We start from the raw sequence: 24,382 nt of genomic DNA on the forward strand, positions 1-24,382 counted from the left end.
CACCTCTACTTCTTCTTCATTAAACGGCTGCAGAAACCCTTTATTTTTTCATAGATAGGCTGTCCTTTTTTTAATACTTTGACAACACCAAGAAGAGACAGAATGAAATAAATAGGCTTCACTAGCAAATAGAAGACAAGACTCCATAATGTAAGTACTATCATCATAGCTAAACGCCTACAAATGTGCAATAACCATTTTATAGGGATTAGGATGAGAATCTTTAATACGTACAAAAGGAGAGAGAAAAGTTTCATAAAGAATGTAATGAATCCTTCGAGCGCATGGTTGTAAAAGCTTTTAAATAGCGCTTGGTACATGGCATATCCAAGTAGCAGCGCAATAAATACAAAAATCCGCACTTCTCCAAAATTCACTTGATATAGAATGTAGAAAATAAGAATAGCCTGTACGGTCCAGAAAGAAAGATCCAACAATGCCGTTCTACTATCAAAGGAATGTCTTTTTCCAACAAATCGGCTGTATGTATCGATGGCCGCACCGAGCCAAACCCCCATTGCGGCCATGGATAACATTGACATGAATTGGACTGTCAGTGTCATTATTTAAATAGCTTTCCGAATAGTCCTTTTGATTTTCCTTGCTGATTTTGATCGACATAAATTAAATCGTAAATCTTTCCTTCAATAGACACATTCCCTTGTTCTACATTCAAATTTTTCATATGAAGATTCTGTCCTTTAATTGATAGGTAGCCCATAACCGTCTCTAATAAAAATTCTTCATTATCAAAGCTATCGACTTGCTTTACACCCGTTATATCTAACTGCTTTCGACCTTTTATCGTAATATCATGGTCATTGTTTTTTCTTTCCCTTCCCATTGGTGCTCCAAACTCGTAGTTTGTCTGATCCATACTATGCACGCTCCTCGAAAAAACAGTTCTTTACTTGATAGTTATGCGTCGTTTCAGTAAGGTAGAACAAGCTATTTAATTCAAAGATCGGAGGGTTGTTTGTTGAAAACCTTACTGCTTGACCCAGTAACAAATGAAAAAGCGTCATTTCTAGCAGATGCAACGCCCATCTCCACATACGAGCAAATTTACGAAGAATTGTACTCTCTTTTACTGTGTACAAGCTCATTTTTAATGGAAAGCGCGGAAGCACCCTCTTATTACGAAGCGTTGCAACTCAGACACATCGACGCCGTGCTTGCGCTTATGATCTCACCAACGTTTACGTTTTCTTACGAGGCGCATACAACCGTTTTATCTTTTTTACGCTTTATGGACGGGCTGTTACTTACAAAAACTCAACTTTTGCAACTAACAAATGAAGAAACTCTAGCCGAAGCCATTCAAAAAATTTTTTCGAATGCTCCTCTAAAAGCTGTATTCATTCAAGACGACCATCATGTTTATTTCTATGATCACCGAAATCTCGATCAACCGAAACGCCTTTCTCAAAAAGACATTCTATCTCAATTGAGCCAATACGAATAAATAGATTCACCACAAAAAAGATGCTTAAGGCTTATCGCCTTGAGCATCTTAGGAAAACTCAATTTTCTTTCGTTTGTTTTTATGTTTATGTTCAATTTTAATTTCTTTGTTTCGCTGTTTAAATTTCTCATTGTGCGAAGAAACAAACGCTTGTTGATTTGCTGTCGGTTCAAGGAATTGTTTGACACCATTTACAGCTGTAGCGCCTTCAACAAACGCACCGGAAATCAATTGAAGCTTACCTGCATGCCTCGTCACATCACCTGCAGCAAAAATACCCGGCTGACTTGTTTCCATTCGAGGCGATACACGAACAAAGCCATCAGCTTCTAATTCAAGCCCTGCCTCCATAAGGAAACAGCCATCTAGCTTCATCCCGTGATTTACTATGACTGCATCAATATCAAAACGCTCTTCTAATTCAGTTTCACAATTTGAAAGCGTAACGGAATCAATGTTTGCCAATTCTCCATGCAATTCTTTTATTTGAAATGGCGTTCGCAGCGCGACCGTTGATTTCATTTGTTCAACATTTTTCTCGTGACCACCGAAATCATGCCTTCTATGGCAAACGATAACCTCTTTGGCCACACCTACTAACTCATTTGCCCAATCAACTGCTGCATTTCCGCCTCCTGAGATTAACACACGCTTACCACGAAAACTTTCTATTTGCGTTACGGTATAGTGTAAGTTTGAGATTTCAAAGCGATCCGCACCCTCTAACTCTAACTTCTGCATAACCGGAATTCCGTGTCCAGAAGCGAGCATAACCGTTTTACTATAGTGTTTTTCACCGTTCGCATTTAAGAGCGTAAACGTCCCATCAGGCTCTCGCACCATTTTCTCGATATGTTCATTTGTGCAAATGGTTGGTTCAAATGTATTTGCTTGATTGACAAGCTGATCTATAAGGGTTGCACCAGGAGTAGGAGGCATTCCTCCAACATCCCATACAATTTTTTCAGGATAAAAGAGAATCTTACCGCCTAGTTCGTGATTGTATTCAATTAGCTTGACCTTGAGATCGCGCATTCCTGCATAGAACGTGCTGTATAATCCAGCAGGCCCACCGCCAATAATTGTTAGATCGTACATCTCGTTTTGTTGCACGGTCCTTCCCCCAATTTTGCTAGGATAATGAAAATCATTCTCATGTTACTTACAGTTTATGCAACAATGAGGTGAATTTCAAGCCAAAGCTTGATCATTCCTAAAAAAAAGTACCATTATCTGTGACAGCGATGTTAAGATGAGTCTTTTTTCGGTAAACGTTTGTTTTGATTTCTAAAGCGTTTACTTTTATAGTTTAGACAAAAGCAATCATTCATAAGGAGTGAAAATATTGAAAAAACCTGAAGTATTCCTCGCCCACTCTGTTCCTGGACGCGTATTAAACTATCTTGAAGAACATTGTACATACCAAATTTGGGATCAACAAAAGAACTTAAAACGAGAAGATTTAAAGGAAATTCTTAAATCAGTAGACGGTGCCCTTCTAACAGGTCACTCCGCTGATGCCGATCTTGTTAAGGACAGCGAGCGGTTGAAAGTCATTAGTACAGCAACTGTTGGTTATGATAATTTTGATGCGCAAGGATTGGCTAGTGAAAACGTACTGTTAACCCACACACCTTACGTATTAGATGAGACGGTCGCCGATCTTCTTTTCGGTTTAATATTGTCTGGTTCACGGAGAATTGCTGAATTGCATAGCCAGATCCAAGCAGGCAACTGGGATCGTAGCACTTCGCAAGCTGCACTTTATGGACAAGATGTTTATGAAAAAACACTCGGGATCGTCGGGATGGGACGTATCGGTGAAAAAATTGCACATCGGGCAAAAGAAGGTTTCGGAATGAAGATTCTTTACCACAATCGCTCGAACAGACCGAAAGCGGAAGAGCGTTATAACGCTGAAAAAGTTGAATTAGATGACCTTCTTACCCGCTCTGATGTAGTCGTTCTAATGGTACCTCTTACGGAAGAGACTACGCATCTTATTAACAAAGAAGCGTTACAAAAAATGAAAAAGACGGCTTTACTTGTGAACGGTGCTCGCGGCCCAGTCATTGATGAACAAGCATTGATTGAAGCCTTGCAAAACAACGACATCTTTGGTGCAGCCTTAGATGTATTTGAAACAGAACCCCTTCCTAAAGATCACCCATTTCTACACCTTCGTAATGTCACCCTTACTCCCCATATAGGGTCTGCCACAGCTGCGACAAGAGAAGCGATGGCGATGCGCGCGGTTAAAAACCTCGTTGCAGGAGCGAAAGGCGACACTCCGATGGACGTCGTAAAGCCATAGTCATAGAAGGTACAAGCAAAAAAAGATCTTTGTGACTGAACGTAGTCACGAAGATCTTTTTGTGTCAGTTTCGTACAGAAACACTTTCTGTTTGAATGGTAATGTCTGAGATGCCTTTAATCACGTGATCAGCTTTTGATAAGTCCTGGTTTCCTGAATGAGGATTAACAAAACCGATTACATCCATCCCAGCAGCTTTTCCGGCTTGCACCCCGTGTGCTGCATCTTCTAAAACGGTGCAGTCTTGAGGCTCAACACCTAATTGTTTTGCTACTTCTAAATAAATGTCAGGAGCAGGTTTTCCCTTTGTTACTTGTTCGCCACTTAAGACTACATCGAATTGATTCTTAATGGAAAAAGCGGTCAACACTGCATCAATAAAAGCGACGGGAGAAGAAGAGCCTAAACCAACTTTATAGCCCTTTTCTTTTAATTGCGCTAGTAATTCTCGTATTCCTTTAATTGGTTCTATTGATGCATCATTTAAATAGGCAAGTTTCTTTTCATTCGCTTCCACTAAGAGCTCGTCTACATCAAATGACGCACGATGCTTCGCTTTTAAAGATGCCCACATTTCATCTGCACGAACGCCGACATAGGATTCTAGCTCTCCCTCTTTTAACGCGATTCCTTTTTCCTTTGCAAGTTCTGATTCTACTTGAAAATGAAGAGGCTCACTATTAATGATGACGCCATCCATATCAAAAATAAACGCCCTCATTAAACAGATTCCTCCTTAAGAATGGTATACATTTCGGCCGCAACTTCTTTTTTCGTTGTATCTCTTAAGTCGTTAATTTTCACCGTCACAATCTTTTGGCCAAACCGAACAGCAAGCTCATCACCTGGCTTTACGGTGGTACCTGCTTTTGCCGTTTGTCCATTAACCGTAATTCGTCCTTGATCACTAATCTCTTTTGCTAATGTCCGTCTTTTGATTAAACGGGATACTTTTAAAAATTTGTCCAGTCTCATTGATTACCTCCAGATGGGTTAGTTCTCTAGCTCTTTTGCTTCTTTCCACCATGTTTCAAGCGTATTCATATCGATTTCCAGCATCGTTTTTTCTGTTCCGTTCGCTTGTGCCTCCACATATGCAAAGCGACGCATGAAGGTCGTTAGCGCTGTATGAAGCGATACTTCTGGTGATTGTTTGATAAAGCGACCTAAGCTGACGACAGCTAAAAGCAAATCACCGTATTCCTTTTCGCGTTCAGCAGGTCCTGCAGCCTTTATTTCTTCTAGCTCTTCCACCACTTTGTCATACACTTGTTCAATTGCCTCATATTCAAATCCTAATTTGGCGACATCCTTTTGCAACGTCTCTGCAGCGACTAGCATGGAAAGAAACGAACTGATTTCCTGCCTCGGTTCCACATGGCCTTGCTGTTCTTTTTCTTTTTGTTTTACTTCTTGCCAGATGGAACTGACAGCCTCTGCTGTTTCTACTTGTTGGTCGCGGTCGCCAAATACGTGTGGATGCCTGCGAATCATTTTTTCAGTAAGGGTACCAATCACATCGGAAAGCTGAAAATATCCCGACTCTTCACCAATCTGCGCATGGAGAAGAACTTGTAATAAAACATCGCCGAGCTCTTCTGTTAACTGCTCATCATCTTCTAGGTCAATTGCTTCAAACACTTCATATGACTCTTCCAGTAAGAAACGCTTTAACGATTGGTGCGTTTGCTTTTGATCCCACGGACAACCTCCAGGCCCTCTTAATTGCGCAATGATGGTTTTTAAATAATTGAGATCCTTGTAAAGCAAGGTTTCATCTTTTATTGGCGGTACATAAACCGCTGTTAAATTATTTACTTCTGTATAATGATCCAACTCGTATAACGGGACATTTACAAGCACTTCTTCTGATGAGCCAGCCGCGGTAACAATTGTCACCTCATAATCATCTGGGTACATTTCCATTAACGTTAACTTGACGTCAGATGCAATCAGGCTATCATACACTTGCACAATGATGAGGTGGTGACGCAGCTGCACTTCTTCCTGCTTTAAGACTGTACCATCAAGAATTTGGCATCCTTCAATAGGGTCGATTCTTAAACTTGTATACATCTGATCAAGAAACGATGCGCCACCTATAATCTCTAACTGTACATATTTGTCTGCAGCTGCCTGATGAAGCAACTGCACGGTTTTTTCCGCAACAAATGGGTGTCCTGGTACTGCATAAACCAAGTCTTCATTTTGAGCGCGTTCGATTAAATCACCTACAATGGCGTCATAGACATTTTCAAATGCGTCAAATGTTTCGTAAATATGATCGTAGGACGAAAACAATACTCCTTCTTGCTTAAGCTCTTCTACAACGGGATGATCCAACGTACGAACCCTTACACCCTTAGCTTGTTTCATTGTACGATAGATTCCAATTGGCATTTGGTCTAATCCGCCTGCTCCTAGTCCAACTACTTTAATTGTACCCATATGTCACCTCTAATTCTTCATAAACGTTCGTATAATTTTTCGTTTCACGGCAGCCAATTTAGGTGCGCTTGCCCATTCACGTAACGTAAAAACATTACTAAATAAGACAGCAACACCGACAAATAAAGCCCCAATTATCGCTAAAAATACAGCTTGCAGTGCGTGTGCACTTCTTTGATAAGGAATAGAGAATATCGTTTCTACTCCTATTTTAAGTCCAAAAACAACTAGTCCCATACTTAATAAGACCACAACTAATGTAACGAATGATTGTTTTTGGATAAAAATCGTTTGATCGATCTTTTTCAGTGAATACAACACGATCATCATCATAACGGTAAACGCAACAACGTTAGCAAGCGCCGCGCCCATCGTCGATTCGAATATATCAATAAACACGATATTGCCTACCGTTTTCGCAATCAAACCTGCTAAGATGGCATACACAGGAATATGAATGCGTCCGTAGCCTTGAATGATTGCCGCACCTGCTAAATAGATTGAGCATGGCAAAATGGAAAGAACAAAAACTCGGAGTACATTCGTGCCTGCTTGGTCAGTAAAAAGCATCACGTTCAGCGAATCCATTAATAACACTAAACCAATTGTTGCCCCACCGCCAAGCAAGATCGCCAGCCTCATCATAACATCACGGTAACGACGTGCATCTTGATCATGTTGTTTTGCAATCGCATTTGATAAAAGCGGAACGACCGCTAGCGCAATAGATGTAATTAAGATTGTTCCTAATTGAATCATTGGCTGACCGCGATCGTATATACCTTTTGCGGTATAAACATTTACATCTGCTACATCCAGTACTTGAAGTCCACGAACAACAGTGAAGACATCAATAAGCTGAAACAATAATAGGATGAGAGAGTTAAGGCAAATAAATACACTTTGCTTTAAGAAGCTCGCGTTATGCTGAATAAACGATTTAAAAGATCCTTTTATGTTAAGTTGAATGTCACTTTTTTTTGCTAATAGGATTAAGATTATTGTACCAACTCCGCTTCCTAATAGCGATGCATACATTGCTCCTTCGCCGACTGCATACGCGTCAGATCCTTGGGAAGTAAGAAGAAACGTTACAAAGAGAATGCCGAGTACCCGAACCGCCTGCTCACTCAATTGCGAAAAAGCAGTTGGGGCCATGTGATTAATGCCTTGTCCAGCCCCTCGAAAAACACTTAATAACGGTAAAAACAAAAAGCCAAATCCGACAAGCTGGATAACGGAATAAAGGGATTCATCCCCTATAAATAACGCAATGTCTTTAGCAAACAATAAAAAACCAATACATAATAATAAGGATAGGAATAATAAACCCCAAAATGTATAGCTAAGTAATTCTTTCACTTCATCGTCTTTTCCTTGTGCTTTTTTTTCTGCAATTTGGCGAGAAAGCACTACCGGAAAGCCATAAAGCGCAAGAATGGTAATCATACCGAAGAATGGGTATACCTGCTGGTAAACATAAAAACCCATATCTCCAGCCATATTTTGAAAAGGGATGCGATAGATTGCACTAAATATTTTTGTAACTAATGCGGCTATCGATAAGAGGAAAGCCCCTTTTACTACTTGTGATTTTTCCAAGTACTCTTCCTCCTTTACCTTTCTAAAATATCATCATCCTCCATGGTTGTCGAAAGAAAAAGCGATTACTTTTTAATTCTTTTTTCAGCCTATTCATACATAATGATAAATCATGGTATGATAAGAACAAAAGATATGCTATAGTAGGTGATTGCTTGAAAACAACAAATCCATGGCTAGGCATATGGATTGCGCCTCGTCAAACAATGAAAGACGCATTGAGTAGTGATATACATAAACAAGCAACTTTAATTTTATCGATCGTATTTGGAGGATTGACGGCTTTTTGGTTTTCAAGAAGCCACACCCTGCTCCTTGCTTCTACAGGCGAATTCTTGCCTTTGCTCATTACCATATTCATTGGCACACTGACAGGACCGATTCTTTATTATGGCTTTAGTTTTGCATTTGGTCATGTTGGAGGTTGGTACAACGGAAACGGTGATGTAAAGGCCACACGAAAAGTGTTTGTATATGCTTTGTTTATGCCAGGAATTATTGTTGGCTTAATCAATTTATTTTTGTTCGGTCTCGCTCTACTGACACTGCACGCTCAAACAGTTTTATTACGAACGATTGTAAGTTTTGGATCTGTAATGATCGACTTAACAGTTGTATGGGTTTTCGTTATTTTTCTAATTGCTTACTCAGAGGCACAGAAAATTAGCATTATGAAAGCTTTACTCGTTGTTGTTGCGATGATTGGATGTCTTGCAGGACTCTATATTGTCGTAGACTTCACAGCAACGCTTATTATTGGTTAACATTGAACTAGACGGAGAGGTTTAGAATGAAAAAAATTATCTTTACTGGTGGAGGATCCGCGGGGCACGTAACACCAAATTTGGCGATTATTAACGAAATGAGCACAGACGTTTGGTCCATTGCTTATATCGGTTCTTATAACGGTATTGAAAGAGAACTTGTTGAAAAGAGTGGCATTACGTACTTTGGTATTTCAAGTGGAAAATTACGTCGTTACTTTGATACGAAAAATATAACCGATCTAGCACGGATCTCAAATGGCCTTCGACAAGCCCGTAAAATCTTAAAAAAAGAAAAGCCTGATGTTGTGTTTTCAAAAGGTGGTTTTGTGACGGTACCTGTCGTCATTGCTGCCTATTCTCTAGGCATCCCTGTGCACTTACACGAAAGTGATTTAACTCCTGGGTTGGCAAATCGCATAGCGAGACGATTTACAAAGACCTTTTATACATCGTTTGCAGAAACCGCAAAGCATTTTCCAAGTGACGCTACCCATGTTGTGGGTTCGCCCATTCGGAAAGATCTTTTATCCGGCTCCCGCACGCAAGGTTTATCGCTTACTGATTTTGTAAAACAAAAGCCTGTTATGCTGGTAATGGGCGGTAGTTTAGGAGCTAAAGCAATCAACGAGGGCATTCGTCACTCTTTAGATGAACTTCTAAACACCTATCAAATCATTCATATTTGCGGGAAAGGTCACCTGGACCCAGAGCTTAATGGGAAACGCGGCTATAAACAGTATGAATATGTACATGAAGAACTTCCGCATCTTATGCAAGCGGCAGATCTTGTTGTAACCCGCGGTGGGTCAAATGCAATTTTTGAATTTCTTGCACTGCAAATTCCAATGCTCATTATTCCACTCTCGAGACAAAGCAGTCGCGGGGACCAAATTTTAAACGCGCAAACCTTTGTTAAAAATGGCTATGCGCATATGCTCGAGGAAGAAGCTATGAACGACGACAATCTCGTAAAAGAAATTCACGCTCTTTATGCCAATCGTGAACCAATTTTAACAACGATGCAGCAAAGCGAGGCTACTCGCGCAGTCCAACTTATTATTGAGAATTTAAATACCGTATAACGTGCATGAATGTGCTGCTATACAAACTAAGCTATCGGCAGTACGCGCCGGTAGCTTAGTTTTTGTTCACGTCATCTAAATAAATGTAACCCCTATGGTAAAGACGATAATGAGCATAAATATTATTAACACTACTGTTAAGATCGCTGTAAAGATAATGTAGACGAGCAGCGATTTCCAAGCTGAAAACCCGTGAGCTTCGCCAAGACCGTGCAGCATGATCACAAATTGCCAAATAAATAAAGTAATCATTATTAATGCCGCAATTAAAAGAGCCCACTCCTGCATGGCAGATAGTTCGACTGTATACGTTGATGTAGCAGACAAGAAGTAGCTTTCCCCAATAATGATAATAAACGGTAAAAGGATGAGTCCAATTAAAATTTGCGGCAGAACTTGCGTATAAATCACCGCAACACGAACTTCAGACAACGTACCTTTTCCACCAATCCAGCTACCAAACCACTTAAAAAGCAGCGGCATTAGAAAAACCGATAGTACAGCCGTTAGAATCGCACCAAGAAAGACAGATAAAATAAAAAATGTTGTGGTCATTGGTTCTTCTGTCTCAAGGGAACTTGTAATGGAAAATAGCCCTGATATATAGGCCAGCAGCAAGTACTTCCCATACGGCTGCACAGCCGCCTCTTGCTCAATTTTTGTTTTTACAACTCCTCGTGGATTGATCCACACGTTAAAAAATGAATTCATATGTATCCCTCCTTTCATACTTTTAGTGTAGCTTTTTTAAGTATATGAAGCAAAACAAAAACAGATGAGCATGGATACTCATCTGTTTTTTATTTTGTTTATTGTTCCATTTGTCGAGCTAGAAAGCCCGCTGCCGTTTCAGCCATTTTCTGTTCTAATTTCCCTGACAACGGTTCTGATTTTGAAATGATGACAACGGCACCGATCGGATCACCACTTGCAATAATTGGCGCAGCGACATAACCTTTAAAATCATCTTTGTGGTCACCAACAATGTTATATTCGCCAGCGTTCGCTTCCATATAAGATTTGCGGTTGCCCATTGCTGATTCGACAGCCTCGCCGACCGCTTTATTGGCATACTCTTTCTTAGATGCACCTGCCACGGCAATATATGTATCACGATCAGAAATTAAAACGTAATGATTTAAGCTATCGTATAATGCCTCAGCGTACTCCTTTGCAAAATCGCCTAGTTCAGAAATTGGAGAGTATTTCTTTAAGATTACTTCCCCTTCACGGTCGACAAAGATTTCTAAAGGATCCCCTTCACGAATTCTTAGTGTTCGTCTTATTTCTTTTGGGATAACGACCCTGCCTAAATCATCAATACGTCGAACGATACCAGTTGCTTTCATAAATAAAGCCTCGCTTTCTAAGGTGTAAAATCAAATCATTTAGGAAGAATACAATTTGTTATAACTGTAGTATCCTTCCTTTTTTAAGAACTATTCACCAATAGATGAAATATCTTAAAGATTTGATTCTTCAACCTCAGCTAACGGTCATTTGGTCTTGCGGTAAATAGGACCGGTGCACGGCTTGTAGCACTTCGTACGTCACATCAAGTATTTGTTCAGATAACATACTCTTTGTTTTAATTGTAATCTTTAATTGATCTCCTTGCGTTCCGACCGTCACAAAACGACCAATGGCTCGAGCAGCTTCCATAAACGAAGCAATCTTTATCGATTGAGTGGTTTCAACAGACAGTAATATCGTAATCGTGTCTTTTGCTTCCGCTACTTTTTCTACTTTATAGCGATCAGCTAAGTGCTTGATTTTCGTTAAACTTAATAAGTAATCCACTTGTTTTGGGTATTCACCAAAACGATCAATTAACTCATCTTGTAAATCTGAGAGCTCATCAATGGTTTCTATGCCTTTAAATCGTTTATACATTTCAATCTTTTGCTTAGCATCTGGAATGTAGCGCTCAGGAATATAAGCATCCACACTAATTGCCAGCTCGGATTGGAACCGCTCTTGTTTTGGAACATTGCCTTTCCGCTCATCAATCGCATCTTTTAGCATTTGCGAGTAAAGATCAAACCCAACAGAATCAATAAATCCATGCTGCTGAGAGCCTAAAAGATTACCTGCTCCTCTAATCGTCAAATCACGCATCGCAATTTTAAAACCTGAACCGAGTTCTGTAAACTCTTTAATGGATTGAAGCCTACGTTCTGCTACTTCCGTTAATACTTTGTCTTGCTGGTAAGTAAAGTAGGAATAGGCAACTCGATTTGAACGTCCGACACGACCCCGTATTTGATAAAGCTGCGATAATCCCATCTTGTCTGCATTGCTTACAATTAACGTGTTCACGTTTGGAATATCGACACCTGTTTCAATGATTGTCGTAGTCACAAGGACATCGCTCTCACCCTCTAAGAAACTTAAAATAATGGATTCTAGTTCCCGCTCATTCATTTGACCATGAGCATACGCCACTTTTGCATCAGGGACGAGCATCGAAATCTGCTCAGTCATCCGTTCAATGTCTTCCACACGATTGTATAAGACATACACTTGCCCTCCACGGGTCATTTCACGCTCAATTGCCTCTCGTACAATCGATGGATTGTATTCCACCACATACGTCTGCACAGGGAAACGATTTTCTGGAGGCGTTTCAATAATGGATAAGTCTCGAACACCCAGCATCGACATGTGCAACGTTCTCGGAATTGGTGTGGCAGTTAACGTTAGGACATCAATATTTGACTTTAATTGCTTAATTTTCTCTTTATGTGTAACACCAAACCGTTGCTCTTCATCCACAATCAGTAATCCTAGTTCTTTGAAAACGAGGTCTTTAGATAACAACCGATGCGTTCCAACGACCAAATCAACAGAACCCGCTTTAAGCCCTTTTAATACCTCGTTTTGCTCTTTTCTAGACCGGAATCGGCTCAAAACCCCTACTGTAATTGGAAATTCAGAAAAACGCTCTGAAATCGTTTCAAAATGCTGCTGAGCCAAAATCGTAGTAGGCACAAGAATAGCCACCTGTTTCCCATCCATAATGGCTTTAAATGCAGCTCGAATTGCTACTTCCGTCTTTCCATAACCTACGTCACCACATAACAAACGATCCATCGGTCGTTGTTTTTCCATATCTTCTTTAATTTCAACAATGGCCCGCGCCTGATCTTCTGTTTCTTGATAAGGAAATGAAGCTTCAAAATCCGCTTGCTCCGGCCCATCTTCAGAAAATTTGTGACCCACACTTGCTTCACGCTCTGCGTAAAGCTTAATTAAGTCATCTGCAATATCTTCGACTGACGACTTCACTTTACTCTTTACTTTTTTCCAATCGTTGCCGCCCAGTGCATAAATTTTAGGATCTTTTTCTTCAGATCCAACGTATTTTTGCACTTGGTCGATTTGTTCAACTGGCACATACAGCTTGTCATTTCCTGCATAACGTAAGTTCAAATAATCTTTATGAACCCCATTAATTTCAAGCGTTTCTACACCTAAATATTTCCCTACGCCGTGGTTTACGTGCACGATGAGATCGCCTACAGCCAGTTCTGAATAACTTTTGATTCGCTCTGCATTTGACATCGTTTGACGACGCTTTGGCTTTCTTGCTTGTTTGGCAAACACTTCTTCCTCTGTAATGACAACAAGCTTTTCTTCCGGTAATTCAAAACCAGCGTGTAAATGACCCGTGAAAATTTGTACAGTGCTTTTCGTTAACGCTGTTTTTCCTTCAATTACATGGGCATCAATGTTTTCGTCGGATAGATTTAACGATAAGCGTTTGGCTCGATCTTCAGTTCCTGCAATAAACAAAATCGTATATTGATTGGATAACCATCGATTAATTTCAGACGTCAGCAAATTCATTTGCCCATGAAAATTCTGCATCGACTTACAAGAAACGTTAATCGTTTGCTGTGGCTTTGTTCCTGGTATTTGCTTTTGAAAAAGTGACGAATAGACGATCGGCTGCGATACTTCCTGTAAGCGATTAATTAACTCGAAAGACATTTCTGCCCCGTGAACAATCGCGCCTTGTTCGATCATACTCGTATGCCACTCAGCTTCTTCCTTGTAGAGGTTTTCAGACATTTCTTTTACACGAGTCATTTCATCAATCCAAATAACAGCATGGTCTGACATATACGATAACAACGTATTTGGACTTTCATAGTAAAACGACATATATTTGTACATGCCTTCGAATGACTGGGCTTGCTTTAATTGCGCCAATTCAAACGGAATTCTTTCTTGCAGTAATTCACGTGTCTTCTTATTGGAAACTTTTTTTGTTGTCACATGTAGTTGTTCTTCTAGCACCTTTGCCGCGTGGCTATAATGACTTGGGGTTAAAAGAACTTCTTCAGCTGGTCCAATCTTTATGGTCTCGATAGGTCCTTCTGAACGTTGGGTTTCTAGCGAAAAATAACGTAATGAATCAATCTCTGTATCAAAAAGTTCAATTCGAATTGGATTCTCTTCCGTAAGCGGATACATATCAATAATACCACCACGAACACTCATATCTCCTGGTGCTGCAACCATATCTGAGCGTCTATAGCCCATGGAAACAAGACGACTAATAAAAATATCGAGTTCTTGTACATCTTTACCGACATTTAATTCAATTTGATGCTGTTCCCATAACGTTTTAGGAGGTAATAATCGTCGTACACCTGCCAATGGAACCACAACAATTCCAGAAAAAGAGCCCACAAGACGATTTAATACATCAATGCGTTGCGCTTTCATTTCTGGACTAGCTACTGCTATTTCTGCAGAGATTAATTCGTTAACAGGATAAAGAAAAACTTTTTCTTCCCCTAATAAATCAACTAAATCTTCGTAAATCTTCTGTGCTTGGAATAAATTATGGGTAACAATCAATTGGTTACGCTGTGTTTCACGGAAAAGTGATGCACTGGCAACGGTCCTTGATGAACCGGTTAAACCTGATAAAACTTGCTCACTCTTACCGTTTTCTATTCCGTCAGCAATGGTTTGTAGTTCATTCGTTCTACTTACAAACTGTTGCAATCCTAACATTTCTTTTCCCCCTGATATCACTAACTCTTATTGAACCGTAAAAATCGTTTTATACTACAATTCTACGTTTGTTTTAAATGAAAAATGCCTTGGTCTTTAAGGATACCAAAGCTTTCTACCTTTACTGAATAACTTGCTGTGTCTCATGTAAAAGCGGATTTAATTGAAAGGCTTCATGACAATCTTCACAAATTGACGCAATATGAACATCCCCTTTATTCGTAAGTCGAACAATATCCTTTTGATCATTTGCATGAAGATTGCTAATACCTAAATCATCGAATGTATAAGGCTCTTCTAACGTTGCCATCGCTTTTTGACAGTAGCTACATTTATAATGTACGGCCATTTTCATCACTCCTTATAGACCTTTATGCTTGTCTACAGTATGATCAAAATGCGCCGACATTATCCTAACGATTAAAGACGTTCATGACTTCAATAAACGGTTTACTTAGCCAAGACTCCATTGCTTTTGCTGTTTTTTTCACAGCATCATCCAAATGAATTTGCTCATCGCTAGATGCACGGTTTAAAACGTATTTAACAATCGGCTCTGCGTTAATAGGCCGACCAACACCGATTCGAACACGATTAAATTCCTGTGTCCCTAAATGATGGATAAGAGATTTAATCCCGTTATGTCCACCAGCACTTCCTTTTTGACGAAGGCGGATTTTTCCGGGTGGGATATCTAAATCGTCATATAAAATGACAAGATCTTGTAAATCAATTTTAAAGAAATCCATAAATGGTCTGACACACTCGCCTGATAAATTCATATAGGTTAATGGTTTAAGCAAAAACACTTTTTCACCGTCGATAATCGCTTCCCCATAAAGCCCATTGTATTTTTGTTTATTTAACGAAATGTCAAATTGCTTTGCCAACTCATCGATGCTGTCAAAGCCGATATTATGTCGAGTGCGGTCAAACTGTTTTCCAGGATTGCCTAAGCCCACAATTAACTTCATGTGTAACTCCTTTATGCTGACTTGACGAAAAAGGCATAACCCCAAAGGGTCATACCTTTCGCCAAATTTTTCTATTCTACGCGACCTGGACGATCTTTATCGTCATCTTCACGCTCTTCTGTTGCTTCAACACCAAGTGCAGTTGTTCCATCTTCTTCAGTCGCTTCTGGATCTTCATTCACCGTTGGTGCTTGTACGGTTACTACAGCTTCATCGTCTTCGTTAACGATTTGAACTGATACATTCGAACGAATTTCTTCAACTGATAGCGAATCACCAATGTTTAGATTGGAGATATCTACTGTAATACTCTCTGGAATATCTGCTGGTAAGCAGTGAACTGTGATCTCATAAAGAAGGTGGTTTACAATTCCACCCTCGCTTGCTCCAGGTGCTTCTCCTTCTAAATGAACCGGTACATTTGCGTCACGTTCTTCGTTCATATCTACTTCAAAGAAATCAATATGAGTGTAGTGATTTTTTAGTGGATCTATTTGAACTTCTTGAACCATTACATTATGCTTTTTGCCGCTTTCTAGTTCAAGGTTAAATAACCCATTTTGTCCTACTTCTCTCATTGTCTTTAAAAAAGCAACACTTTCAACCGATACAGCTTGGCTTTGAATTTTTTTGCCATATAGTACGCCTGGCACGAAGCCATCTAAGCGAATTTTTCTTGTTTCTTGTCCTGTTAAGTCTTTACGATCACGAGCTTGTAATACTGTCATCTTTCTTTCACCTCATCTTAAATTTACACGTCTATTAAATGTGTTCCCTTAAAGGTCAGTTTTCAAACAGAATTCCTTGTTCTTTTCGTAATTTCTCTCTAGGTGTTTATGGAATTAATCAAACAAGGTCGAAACTGAAGCATCTTCATGTACACGAATAATTGCTTCGGCCATTAATTCAGCAACTGACAACTCGGTAATATTGGCACCTTTTTTCTCTTCCTCTAAGTCGATCGTATTCGTCACTACAAGTTCTTTAATTTTAGAGTTACGAATTCGTTCAACGGCAGGTCCAGAAAGAACAGGGTGCGTACAACAAGCATACACTTCTTTTGCTCCTTGTTCTACTAATGCATTCGCCGCAAGTGTAATGGTTCCTGCTGTATCAATAATATCATCAATAATAATAGCTGTCTTCCCTTCAATATTCCCTACAATGTTCATCACTTCTGATACATTAGGTTTAGGTCGACGCTTATCAATAATGGCAATCGGTGCTTTTAAGCGATCAGCCATTTTACGAGCTCTTACCACGCCACCGTGGTCTGGAGACACAACGACAATATCATCTAATCCTTTTCCACCAAAATAATCAGATAGAATCGGTACACCCATTAGTTGGTCCACCGGAATGTCAAAGAATCCTTGAATTTGCGTAGCATGAAGGTCAATTGTTAGAACACGTGTTGCACCAGCTGTTTCAAGCAGATTCGCCACAAGCTTAGCTGTAATCGGTTCTCTCGCTCTTGCTTTACGATCTTGGCGCGCATATCCGTAATACGGCATAACAACATTTATCGTTCTAGCTGAAGCTCTTTTAACAGCATCAATCATAATTAAAAGTTCCATTAAATGTTCATTTGCTGGGGCAGAGGTAGATTGAATGAGGTACACGTCACAACCACGTATACTTTCTTCAATATTGATCTGTACTTCGCCATCACTAAAGCGCATAACGGAGTTTTTCCCTAATGAAACACCTATATGCTGAGCGATTTCTTCAGCTAAAGCCTTGTTTGAATTAAGAGTAAAGACCTTTAAGCTTGGGTCGCTGTAATTTGCCATCTCTTGTGTTACCTCCAATAAATGTTATTAATCTTTTTTTACGTAATTTTGTTTATCTACTTGTCTCGCTCGAGCAATAGCTAATGAATACTCATCTACACTATTCGTAATTGTAGATCCAGCCGCAACAAATGCACGCTTTCCTACCTCAACTGGTGCGACTAAGTTAGAACCTGAGCCAATAAATGCTCCATCGTGGACAATCGTTTGATGTTTATTCTTACCGTCGTAGTTCACCGTTACTACGCCACAGCCTATATTTACATCTTCCCCTATAGCGGCATCGCCAATATACGTTAGATGAGATACTTTACTTCGATCTTTAATCGCAGCTTTCTTTAACTCAACAAAGTTCCCGACTTTAACTTCTTTTCCTACCGTTGATTCCGGTCGAATATGTGCGAAAGGACCAATTGATGCGCCTTCAGATACGTAACTATTGTAAATATAAGATGATCGAATATGAACACCTTTTTCAATGACCGAGTCATGAATTTCCGTTCCAGATTCAATGATGCAATCCTCACCTATATGAGATGCTCCTTTGATACTGACATTCGGATAGATTGTTGCATCTTGTGATAGTATTGCATCAGCTGATATATAAGTGGTCTCGGGATCGATAAGGGTGACACCTTCCGTCATCCAATAGTCATTTATCCGCTTCTGCATATACTTTTCAGCTTGAGCCAACGCAACCCGATCATTTACGCCTATCGTTTCATTCAATGAAGATGTTGAGTAAGCACTCACTTTCTCTCCACTGTCTTTTAAAAGTCCTATAACATCAGGTAAATAGTATTCACCTTGCTTGTTATCGTTATTAACTTTTTTTAATGCAGCAAAAAGAGCTTGGTTGTCAAAGCAATAGATGCCAGTATTGATCTCTGTAACAGCTTGTTCTTTAGCAGTAGCATCTTTTTGTTCAACAATTTTACTTACTTCACCACGCTCATCGCGGATCATTCGACCATAACCATGAGGGTTATGAGCAATCGCTGTTAAAACTGTCACTTTGGAAGCTTCCTGCTCATGAAAATCAACAAGTTCCTGAATCGTTTGTGAAGTGATCAATGGTGTGTCACCGCATAAAACAACCGTTGTACCCTGCTTCTCTTTTAACAGAGGCTCTACACATCTAACTGCATGTCCTGTGCCAAGTTGTTCCTGTTGTAAAGCAAAAGAAACATCTCCTACAATGGCTTCTTTCACCTGATCAGCCCCGTGTCCAACAACGACTGAAATGTGATCAAATCCAACTGCTTCTGCTTGATTTACAACGTGTTCCACCATTGTTTTTCCACAAACTTGGTGCAACACTTTATAAAGCTTTGATTTCATTCTTGTTCCTTGTCCAGCAGCAAGAACAATTGCATATCGTCCGCCCATAGTCCCCTCCACACTCGTTCATGTTCATCATTAAAACTATACTTGAAACGGTCGATCATTTCAACATCTCTTGCCGTCTTTACATACTTGAAAAAAAATACAAAAAAAATCAGCCCGCCTCTTTAGCTGACTGATTTGTTCTCCCTTTGATTATGAAGCACCTGCTTCTTCATAATTGTTAGCGTCATCATATTCTCCTACACGATCGTACTCTTCTATAACAGCCACTTGAATCTTTTCTCTCGTTTTAGAGGATATTGGGTGTGCAATGTCTCTAAATTCTCCGTCAGGTGTTCGCTTGCTAGGCATTGCAACGAATAGGCCGTTGTTTCCATCAATGACACGAATATCATGAACAACAAATTCATGGTCAATCGTAATTGAAGCTATTGCACGCATACGTCCTTCCGTTTGCACACGCCGTAACCTTACGTCAGTAATTTCCATGGTGGTCACCTCTCTTATAGATAATCTATATAGTAGATTCTAGAGAGTCAGATTAAATCCTTCAAAGAAATAAAGTTTTTTTATGATTTTTCAAAAAATAATAATAAGAAGTATATCGTCATTTAAATACGACTCAAACTGGCAAGGTTCTTATAACAACAAGATCGTGAAAGACAAGTCCAGATCTCTGTGTAAAATTACGATACAATGCTTTTATATTTGATTAGGTCGGTCTAAAACTGCCAGCCTTTATCCAAAAATGAGGTCGCTCAGTTCAAAATAATATTCATCAAATAGCGTGCTGATGGACACTTTCACCACAGGCACAAGCGCGACATCCGTTTGCGCTACGTTATCACTTGCGCTCACGGTGTCTTCTTTGCCGCGGGCAACGCCTCAATACCTTTGAGGACGTCACTCTTGGGATTTCGGGCTGTTGCTTTTTCTGAAGGGAGTCGCCATTAGCGCTAATGAGGAGATATGAAAGCAAAATACGGCTTACATACACCCTAGTTCCATTCACTATAGTAGAACCCGTTTTTATGGATGTCCATAGTCACCGCACAACTTCACGCTCAGAATCCTTGGACAGTTTTAGTTATATGACTTTTTTCAAACAATTATCTGGACTTTGTCCTAGAGAACAAAAAAAGACGAGTAAGTCATTAACTTACTCGTCTTTTCAAAATGTTCATATTCTTTTGTTGCAGCCTCTTTTTGCTTATACGAGCGCGATAACTTCTATTTCAATTAATACGTCTTTAGGAAGACGAGCGACTTCTACACATGAACGGGCTGGTTGGTGTTCTGAAAAATATTCTCCATACACTTCATTGATTAGCGGAAAGTCATTCATATCTTTAATGAATACGGTTGCTTTTATCACTTTATCAAGGGATGAGCCTGCTTCAGCAAGTACAGCTTTAAGGTTGCTGAAAACTTGATGAGTTTGTTCTTCTACCGAACCATTTACAAGTTCTCCCTCTGCAGTTAAAGGTATTTGTCCAGAGCTGTAGAATACGTTGTTCACGATCATCCCCTGTGAATATGGACCAATTGCTTGAGGTGCTTTTGTTGTGTGCACAATTTTCATATGAAAAATCCCCTTTACTGTAATCGATCTAAAATATTTCCACTTAATAACTCAATTTGTTTTTCACGAACATTCACATTCGTTAGTTTTGTTAAAGATAAGTAATCTTCAACAAGTCGTTCCGCTACACCAGCTGCTTCTACTAGTACACCGACACCAACCAACTTTGCTTCAAATTCCGCAAGTAAATCAACCATACCACGAATTGTACCGCCTGCCTTCATAAAATCATCGACGATAAAGACGTTTGATCCAGGTGCTAAGCTCCGTCTAGCTAGTGTCATCGTTTGAATGCGGTCTGAAGAACCAGATGCATAGTTAATACTCACCATCGACCCTTCTGTAATTCTATGGTCACGTCGCACGATGCTCACAGGCACACCTAAATGTTGCCCTACCGCATATGCAAGCGGAATCCCTTTTGTCGCAACAGTCATCACAGCATCAATCTCTTTATCCACGAGTGCGGCCGCAAACAAGCGCCCTACTTCATGCAATAATTTAGGGTTTCCTAATACATCCATCATATAGAGATACCCACCCGGTAAAATACGTTCCGGTCTATTAAGGTCTAGGACAAGTTGGTGAACAAGCGTTTCCGCCTCTTCTTTCTTCATCCTAGGCATAAATTTAACGCCACCGCTTGCTCCTGGGATGGTCAGTAGTGCGCCATACCCTTCATCCTCGAACATTTCTTTAATAATAACCAAATCTTCACTAATAGATGATTTAGCAGCTTGGTAACGCTCTGAAAAATGCGTTAACGAAATAACTTCATGCGGGTGTTGGAGCAAAAAATACGTCATATCAACAAGACGTGAACTTCTTTTTAACTTTTTCATAATCCCTCCGAGCCATAACCGAATTATTTACTTATAAGATATCATTTTCGTACGGTTTTGGACAAGTGCTGCTTGTACGAATTAAGCGCACAGCGTGAACTTCTTCACAAAATCCTCTTAATCCGTTGTAAATTCGATTAACGCGTGACTCTGTTTCCACTAAGCCAAACACGGTTGGACCACTTCCACTCATTAATACAGCGTCTGCGCCAAAACGTTTCATTTGATCTTTTAAGTGCTTAACTTCTGGATACAGCTGAAGCGTCACACCTTCAAGCGTATTGTGCAGGTTTTCAAAAATCCCTTTCGTATCTTGATTGACTAAGGATTGAATCATGGCTTCCGTGTTTGCATGTGTTGCTAGGTCCAACTTTAAATTTCCATATATTTCTTTTGTTGAAACTCCAATTGGCGGCTTTGCAAGGATTACCCATAATGGCGGAGGCGAAGAAATCGCTTCGATTCTTTCTCCTCGTCCCGTTGCAAGTGCGGTTCCGCCATAGACACAAAAAGAAACATCTGATCCAATCTCTGCACCAAGCTCAGCTAGTTGATCCAGCGTTAAGCCAAGCTTCCAAAGCTGATTTAACCCTTTCAACGTCGCTGCCGCGTCACTGCTACCACCTGCAAGACCTGCTGCTACAGGAATACGTTTTGTTATATAAATATGGACCCCTGATGATACTTTAAATCTTTTCTTCAACAATGCGGCCGCTTGATAGGCAAAATTCCGTTCATCATTAGGCACAAACCCTTCAGATACATCAACGGTTATCTTCCCAGAAGAACAATCTGTAAGGTCAATTCGATCAGCTAGATCAACCATGGTCATGATCATTTCCACTTCATGATAACCATCGTTACGTTTCTTTAATACATCTAATGATAAATTGATTTTTGCCGGGGCCTTAATCGAAACCTTCACTTTCTCACCTTCTATACATGCATAATGCTGAAGTTATTTTATCACTTGTGAAACGAACATACCACCTTTTCTCTTGGTGGGCCGACATAAAAAAACACCCTTATATAAAAAAGGGCGCTTTACGCTTCATTTTCCGTATGTACATTTGTCTTGGCTTCTTCCAGCATATCATTAATTTCTGTTATATATTCTTGTAAACTCATCTTTAATCATCTCCATTTTAATAGGTTAGTAGTATTACTATTCCCAAATAGAGATTTCTTAAACAAAAAAAGTATAGCGGTATAAAAGTCGATTCAAAGCCAAGTCCACCTCCCCGTTAAAATCACGATACACTGCTTTTAACATTTGATTAGGTCGGGCAGCGCCTTAACTCCTGCGATAACATCACTCTTGGGTTTTCGGACTGTTGCTTTACCCGTTGGAGTCGCCAAGCCATGATACATTGATTCACCTTATAATGAACACATCACTTCTTAAATATAAAAACCATGAATGCCTGTGCATCCATGGATTTTCTTACTTGTATTCTTGTTTGTTTAGCCTATTATTTTCTTTCGTGAAGATTTTGTTCAGCAAGCTCGATTGCTCGCTTCACCATGTTGCCAGCATCTTTGGCTTTGATGCCGCCCCAACCTTCTTTTTGTACAGTATCATAAAAACCAAGCTCTTTTGCAATTTCTTCTTTTAAGCGATCTGACATCATTCCTCGTCTTCTGCTCACGTGAAAACCGCCCCTTTGCTTGTTAATGTACTGCACCCTTATTGTGCGCAACTTCATAAAAAAAAGACTTTCTTTTTTTTGGAAAGAAAGTCGCGACTTTTAAATGAGTGTTGCAGGTTTTCCTCCGTCACTCGGTAAAAGTAATTGTACAGTTTCTGTTAATACATCTGCATAGCTATATGAAACACGCTCAACAGAATTTTGATCTTCATCTAGCTTAACAATAAATACAGCTGGATATGTTTCTTCAATCATCCCTGATTGTTCAGAAGACTTCTTACGTCCTCCATTTGCTTTTATTGTTATTTTCTTTCCAATGTTGCTATCTAGTGCTCGCTTAATGTCAATTAACGTCTTTGCCATTTTCCACAACCACCTCACTATGTTCTTAGTATAACAAGAAATGTGCAGAAAGTCAAAATTTATAATTTTAACAACGTTACACATCTATGTCAATGACTAAATTTGTAATTTATTGTAGATAGTATATGTTTTTTTCCCGTTTTTATAAGAACGTCTATAAAAAATAGCAAAACACCTTGCATATTGACATGCAAAGTGTTCTGAGCTTAAATGATTTTTTATTCGCGTTAATCATTTGCATCGTCGCTATAAGCTTCTTTATAGGGTAGCCCAAGTCTCATACACCCTTTTGTTTCGATCCCGCCTAAGCCTTTTTGGCCAGTAATGGTATTTCGAATAACGTCCCATAAATTAACAGTATCCGCAAAAGACGTTCGGCTTAATTTTGCTGCAATATAAACTGGATCAAGAGCGTGAATATTCACCCGATCTGGTGATGATGCAAAATTTGCCCCTGCACGAATAAGCGTCTCAAAATGCGATTGGCAAGCACCTGCAAAAATAAGTAAACGGTCTAAATCTTTAGTGTGATTACGAGCTATTCTGACACACTCAGCAAAGTACTTTGTATGCCGGTAAGCTTTCAAATCGTTACGGTTTCCTTTTGCCTTCGAATAGGCGTCGTGACCTGTAACAACAAGAATATCCGGCTGAACCATCTCCATTAAAGATGCTAATTGAGCAGGCATTTCTTTTTCCTCAAGGTGAACGCCATAAACAGGAACACCTAGTTTATTATAAATATCCGTACATCGATCTAGATAGTTCGCATCGCCGTCAATGTGTAGGACCCTACCTCTTAATTCAAAGAAATGTGACGTATCTTCATAACCAGCATGTGTTTGATAATCTTGTCTTCGCTTCATTAATTTTGCATCCTGGCGAAATAAGCGATAAGATGCGTCTTCTTGTTCTTTTACTTTATTCTTATCCTCTTCACGTTCCTGCAGAGACATAACTTTCAGATCATCTATAGGTGCATCTGCAAGTAAACGCATCTCTTCTCCTACAAGCGTGACTACGCCTTTCTCAATCGTTAAGACACGAAACAACAGATCACATTTATAAGAGAGCCGGCCAACTACATCACCCATTTTCACTGTCATCACGTTGCCCCCTCTCATGT

26 protein-coding genes are annotated in these 24,382 nt (G+C 39.7%); 4 read left to right on the top strand and 22 right to left on the bottom strand.

Features of this window, described 5'->3' with window-relative positions; all coding sequences use genetic code 11:
- Window positions 1–5: 5 nt before the first annotated feature.
- Complete coding sequence (gene yabQ, locus ACE1TH_RS19600) at window positions 6–563, bottom strand: spore cortex biosynthesis protein YabQ (RefSeq protein ID WP_375079808.1); 558 nt, start codon at window positions 561–563, stop codon at window positions 6–8.
- Window positions 563–877: a sporulation protein YabP gene (gene yabP, locus ACE1TH_RS19605; RefSeq protein ID WP_078439973.1), complete on the bottom strand. Its 315-nt coding sequence runs from the start codon at window positions 875–877 to the stop codon at window positions 563–565. Before yabP ends, yabQ begins: the two co-directional genes overlap by 1 nt.
- A 102-nt stretch (window positions 878–979) precedes the next feature.
- Here yabP and ACE1TH_RS19610 point away from each other — a divergent pair, with 102 nt between their 5' ends.
- On the top strand, window positions 980–1,465 hold the full coding sequence (locus tag ACE1TH_RS19610; RefSeq protein ID WP_099305573.1) for a hypothetical protein: 486 nt from the start codon (window positions 980–982) through the stop codon (window positions 1,463–1,465).
- Between the two features lie 48 nt (window positions 1,466–1,513).
- Here ACE1TH_RS19610 and ACE1TH_RS19615 read toward each other — a convergent pair whose 3' ends face one another.
- Complete coding sequence (locus tag ACE1TH_RS19615) at window positions 1,514–2,563, bottom strand: NAD(P)/FAD-dependent oxidoreductase (RefSeq protein WP_099305666.1); 1,050 nt, start codon at window positions 2,561–2,563, stop codon at window positions 1,514–1,516.
- A 238-nt stretch (window positions 2,564–2,801) separates the two neighbouring features.
- On the opposite strand from ACE1TH_RS19615, the gene ACE1TH_RS19620 reads away from it, so the two are divergent.
- Window positions 2,802–3,779 (top strand): 2-hydroxyacid dehydrogenase, encoded by a 978-nt coding sequence (locus ACE1TH_RS19620; RefSeq protein WP_369682419.1) that lies wholly within the window; start codon window positions 2,802–2,804, stop codon window positions 3,777–3,779.
- Window positions 3,780–3,843: 64 nt separating this feature from the next.
- Here the strand turns inward: ACE1TH_RS19620 and ACE1TH_RS19625 are convergent, their stop codons facing one another.
- Genes ACE1TH_RS19625 through ACE1TH_RS19640 form a run of 4 tightly spaced genes read right to left on the bottom strand, consistent with a single transcriptional unit; the run spans window position 3,844 to window position 7,829 of the window.
- The gene (locus tag ACE1TH_RS19625) at window positions 3,844–4,500 is read right to left on the bottom strand and encodes an HAD family hydrolase (RefSeq protein ID WP_255224338.1); all 657 of its coding nucleotides are present in this window, start codon (window positions 4,498–4,500) and stop codon (window positions 3,844–3,846) included.
- Complete coding sequence (locus ACE1TH_RS19630) at window positions 4,500–4,754, bottom strand: RNA-binding S4 domain-containing protein (protein ID WP_099305579.1); 255 nt, start codon at window positions 4,752–4,754, stop codon at window positions 4,500–4,502. Before ACE1TH_RS19630 ends, ACE1TH_RS19625 begins: the two co-directional genes overlap by 1 nt.
- 18 nt (window positions 4,755–4,772) lie before the next feature.
- Complete coding sequence (gene yabN / locus ACE1TH_RS19635) at window positions 4,773–6,227, bottom strand: bifunctional methyltransferase/pyrophosphohydrolase YabN (RefSeq protein ID WP_375079809.1); 1,455 nt, start codon at window positions 6,225–6,227, stop codon at window positions 4,773–4,775.
- 9 nt (window positions 6,228–6,236) lie between these two features.
- On the bottom strand, window positions 6,237–7,829 hold the full coding sequence (locus ACE1TH_RS19640; RefSeq protein WP_099305583.1) for a putative polysaccharide biosynthesis protein: 1,593 nt from the start codon (window positions 7,827–7,829) through the stop codon (window positions 6,237–6,239).
- 155 nt (window positions 7,830–7,984) lie between these two features.
- Here ACE1TH_RS19640 and ACE1TH_RS19645 point away from each other — a divergent pair, with 155 nt between their 5' ends.
- Both ACE1TH_RS19645 and ACE1TH_RS19650 read left to right on the top strand, forming a co-directional pair.
- Window positions 7,985–8,593 (top strand): YIP1 family protein, encoded by a 609-nt coding sequence (locus ACE1TH_RS19645; RefSeq protein ID WP_099305585.1) that lies wholly within the window; start codon window positions 7,985–7,987, stop codon window positions 8,591–8,593.
- 26 nt (window positions 8,594–8,619) lie between these two features.
- Window positions 8,620–9,678, top strand: coding sequence for an undecaprenyldiphospho-muramoylpentapeptide beta-N-acetylglucosaminyltransferase (locus ACE1TH_RS19650; RefSeq protein ID WP_375079810.1), 1,059 nt, complete (start codon window positions 8,620–8,622; stop codon window positions 9,676–9,678).
- A 75-nt stretch (window positions 9,679–9,753) separates the two neighbouring features.
- On the opposite strand, the gene ACE1TH_RS19655 is transcribed toward ACE1TH_RS19650, so the two are convergent.
- The 15 genes from ACE1TH_RS19655 to yabG form a co-directional block, all read right to left on the bottom strand.
- Window positions 9,754–10,389, bottom strand: coding sequence for a YIP1 family protein (locus ACE1TH_RS19655; protein WP_176554496.1), 636 nt, complete (start codon window positions 10,387–10,389; stop codon window positions 9,754–9,756).
- Window positions 10,390–10,487: 98 nt separating this feature from the next.
- Window positions 10,488–11,027, bottom strand: coding sequence for a stage V sporulation protein T (spoVT, locus tag ACE1TH_RS19660; protein ID WP_099305591.1), 540 nt, complete (start codon window positions 11,025–11,027; stop codon window positions 10,488–10,490).
- Between the two features lie 136 nt (window positions 11,028–11,163).
- On the bottom strand, window positions 11,164–14,706 hold the full coding sequence (mfd, locus tag ACE1TH_RS19665) for a transcription-repair coupling factor (RefSeq protein ID WP_375079811.1): 3,543 nt from the start codon (window positions 14,704–14,706) through the stop codon (window positions 11,164–11,166).
- A 121-nt stretch (window positions 14,707–14,827) separates the two neighbouring features.
- Window positions 14,828–15,055 (bottom strand): anti-sigma-F factor Fin, encoded by a 228-nt coding sequence (locus tag ACE1TH_RS19670; RefSeq protein ID WP_176554497.1) that lies wholly within the window; start codon window positions 15,053–15,055, stop codon window positions 14,828–14,830.
- 64 nt (window positions 15,056–15,119) lie between these two features.
- Window positions 15,120–15,680 carry an aminoacyl-tRNA hydrolase gene (pth, locus tag ACE1TH_RS19675; protein ID WP_375079812.1) on the bottom strand — a complete coding sequence of 187 codons (561 nt, stop codon included), beginning with the start codon at window positions 15,678–15,680 and terminating at the stop codon, window positions 15,120–15,122.
- A gap of 71 nt (window positions 15,681–15,751) precedes the next feature.
- Window positions 15,752–16,408: a 50S ribosomal protein L25/general stress protein Ctc gene (locus ACE1TH_RS19680; protein ID WP_099305599.1), complete on the bottom strand. Its 657-nt coding sequence runs from the start codon at window positions 16,406–16,408 to the stop codon at window positions 15,752–15,754.
- A 114-nt stretch (window positions 16,409–16,522) separates the two neighbouring features.
- A complete protein-coding gene (locus ACE1TH_RS19685; RefSeq protein WP_099305601.1) occupies window positions 16,523–17,473 on the bottom strand; it encodes a ribose-phosphate diphosphokinase in 951 nt (316 codons plus the stop codon).
- A 27-nt stretch (window positions 17,474–17,500) separates the two neighbouring features.
- Window positions 17,501–18,862: a bifunctional UDP-N-acetylglucosamine diphosphorylase/glucosamine-1-phosphate N-acetyltransferase GlmU gene (gene glmU / locus ACE1TH_RS19690; protein ID WP_099305603.1), complete on the bottom strand. Its 1,362-nt coding sequence runs from the start codon at window positions 18,860–18,862 to the stop codon at window positions 17,501–17,503.
- Window positions 18,863–19,012: 150 nt separating this feature from the next.
- The gene (gene spoVG / locus ACE1TH_RS19695) at window positions 19,013–19,309 is read right to left on the bottom strand and encodes a septation regulator SpoVG (protein ID WP_099305605.1); all 297 of its coding nucleotides are present in this window, start codon (window positions 19,307–19,309) and stop codon (window positions 19,013–19,015) included.
- A 721-nt stretch (window positions 19,310–20,030) separates the two neighbouring features.
- A complete protein-coding gene (locus ACE1TH_RS19700; RefSeq protein ID WP_099305607.1) occupies window positions 20,031–20,402 on the bottom strand; it encodes a RidA family protein in 372 nt (123 codons plus the stop codon).
- Window positions 20,403–20,416: 14 nt separating this feature from the next.
- Window positions 20,417–21,244 carry a pur operon repressor gene (purR, locus tag ACE1TH_RS19705; RefSeq protein WP_099305609.1) on the bottom strand — a complete coding sequence of 276 codons (828 nt, stop codon included), beginning with the start codon at window positions 21,242–21,244 and terminating at the stop codon, window positions 20,417–20,419.
- A 31-nt stretch (window positions 21,245–21,275) separates the two neighbouring features.
- A complete protein-coding gene (gene ispE / locus ACE1TH_RS19710; protein WP_375079813.1) occupies window positions 21,276–22,169 on the bottom strand; it encodes a 4-(cytidine 5'-diphospho)-2-C-methyl-D-erythritol kinase in 894 nt (297 codons plus the stop codon).
- 547 nt (window positions 22,170–22,716) lie between these two features.
- Window positions 22,717–22,893 (bottom strand): small, acid-soluble spore protein, alpha/beta type, encoded by a 177-nt coding sequence (locus ACE1TH_RS19715; protein WP_099305613.1) that lies wholly within the window; start codon window positions 22,891–22,893, stop codon window positions 22,717–22,719.
- Between the two features lie 99 nt (window positions 22,894–22,992).
- Window positions 22,993–23,256 (bottom strand): biofilm formation stimulator Veg, encoded by a 264-nt coding sequence (gene veg, locus ACE1TH_RS19720; protein WP_099305615.1) that lies wholly within the window; start codon window positions 23,254–23,256, stop codon window positions 22,993–22,995.
- Window positions 23,257–23,483: 227 nt separating this feature from the next.
- On the bottom strand, window positions 23,484–24,362 hold the full coding sequence (yabG, locus tag ACE1TH_RS19725) for a sporulation peptidase YabG (protein WP_099305617.1): 879 nt from the start codon (window positions 24,360–24,362) through the stop codon (window positions 23,484–23,486).
- Between the last annotated feature and the right edge of the window lie 20 nt (window positions 24,363–24,382).

Origin of the sequence: Shouchella sp. JSM 1781072 (assembly GCF_041949915.1) — a bacterium.
Classification (GTDB): Bacteria; Bacillota; Bacilli; order Bacillales; family Bacillaceae_D; genus Shouchella.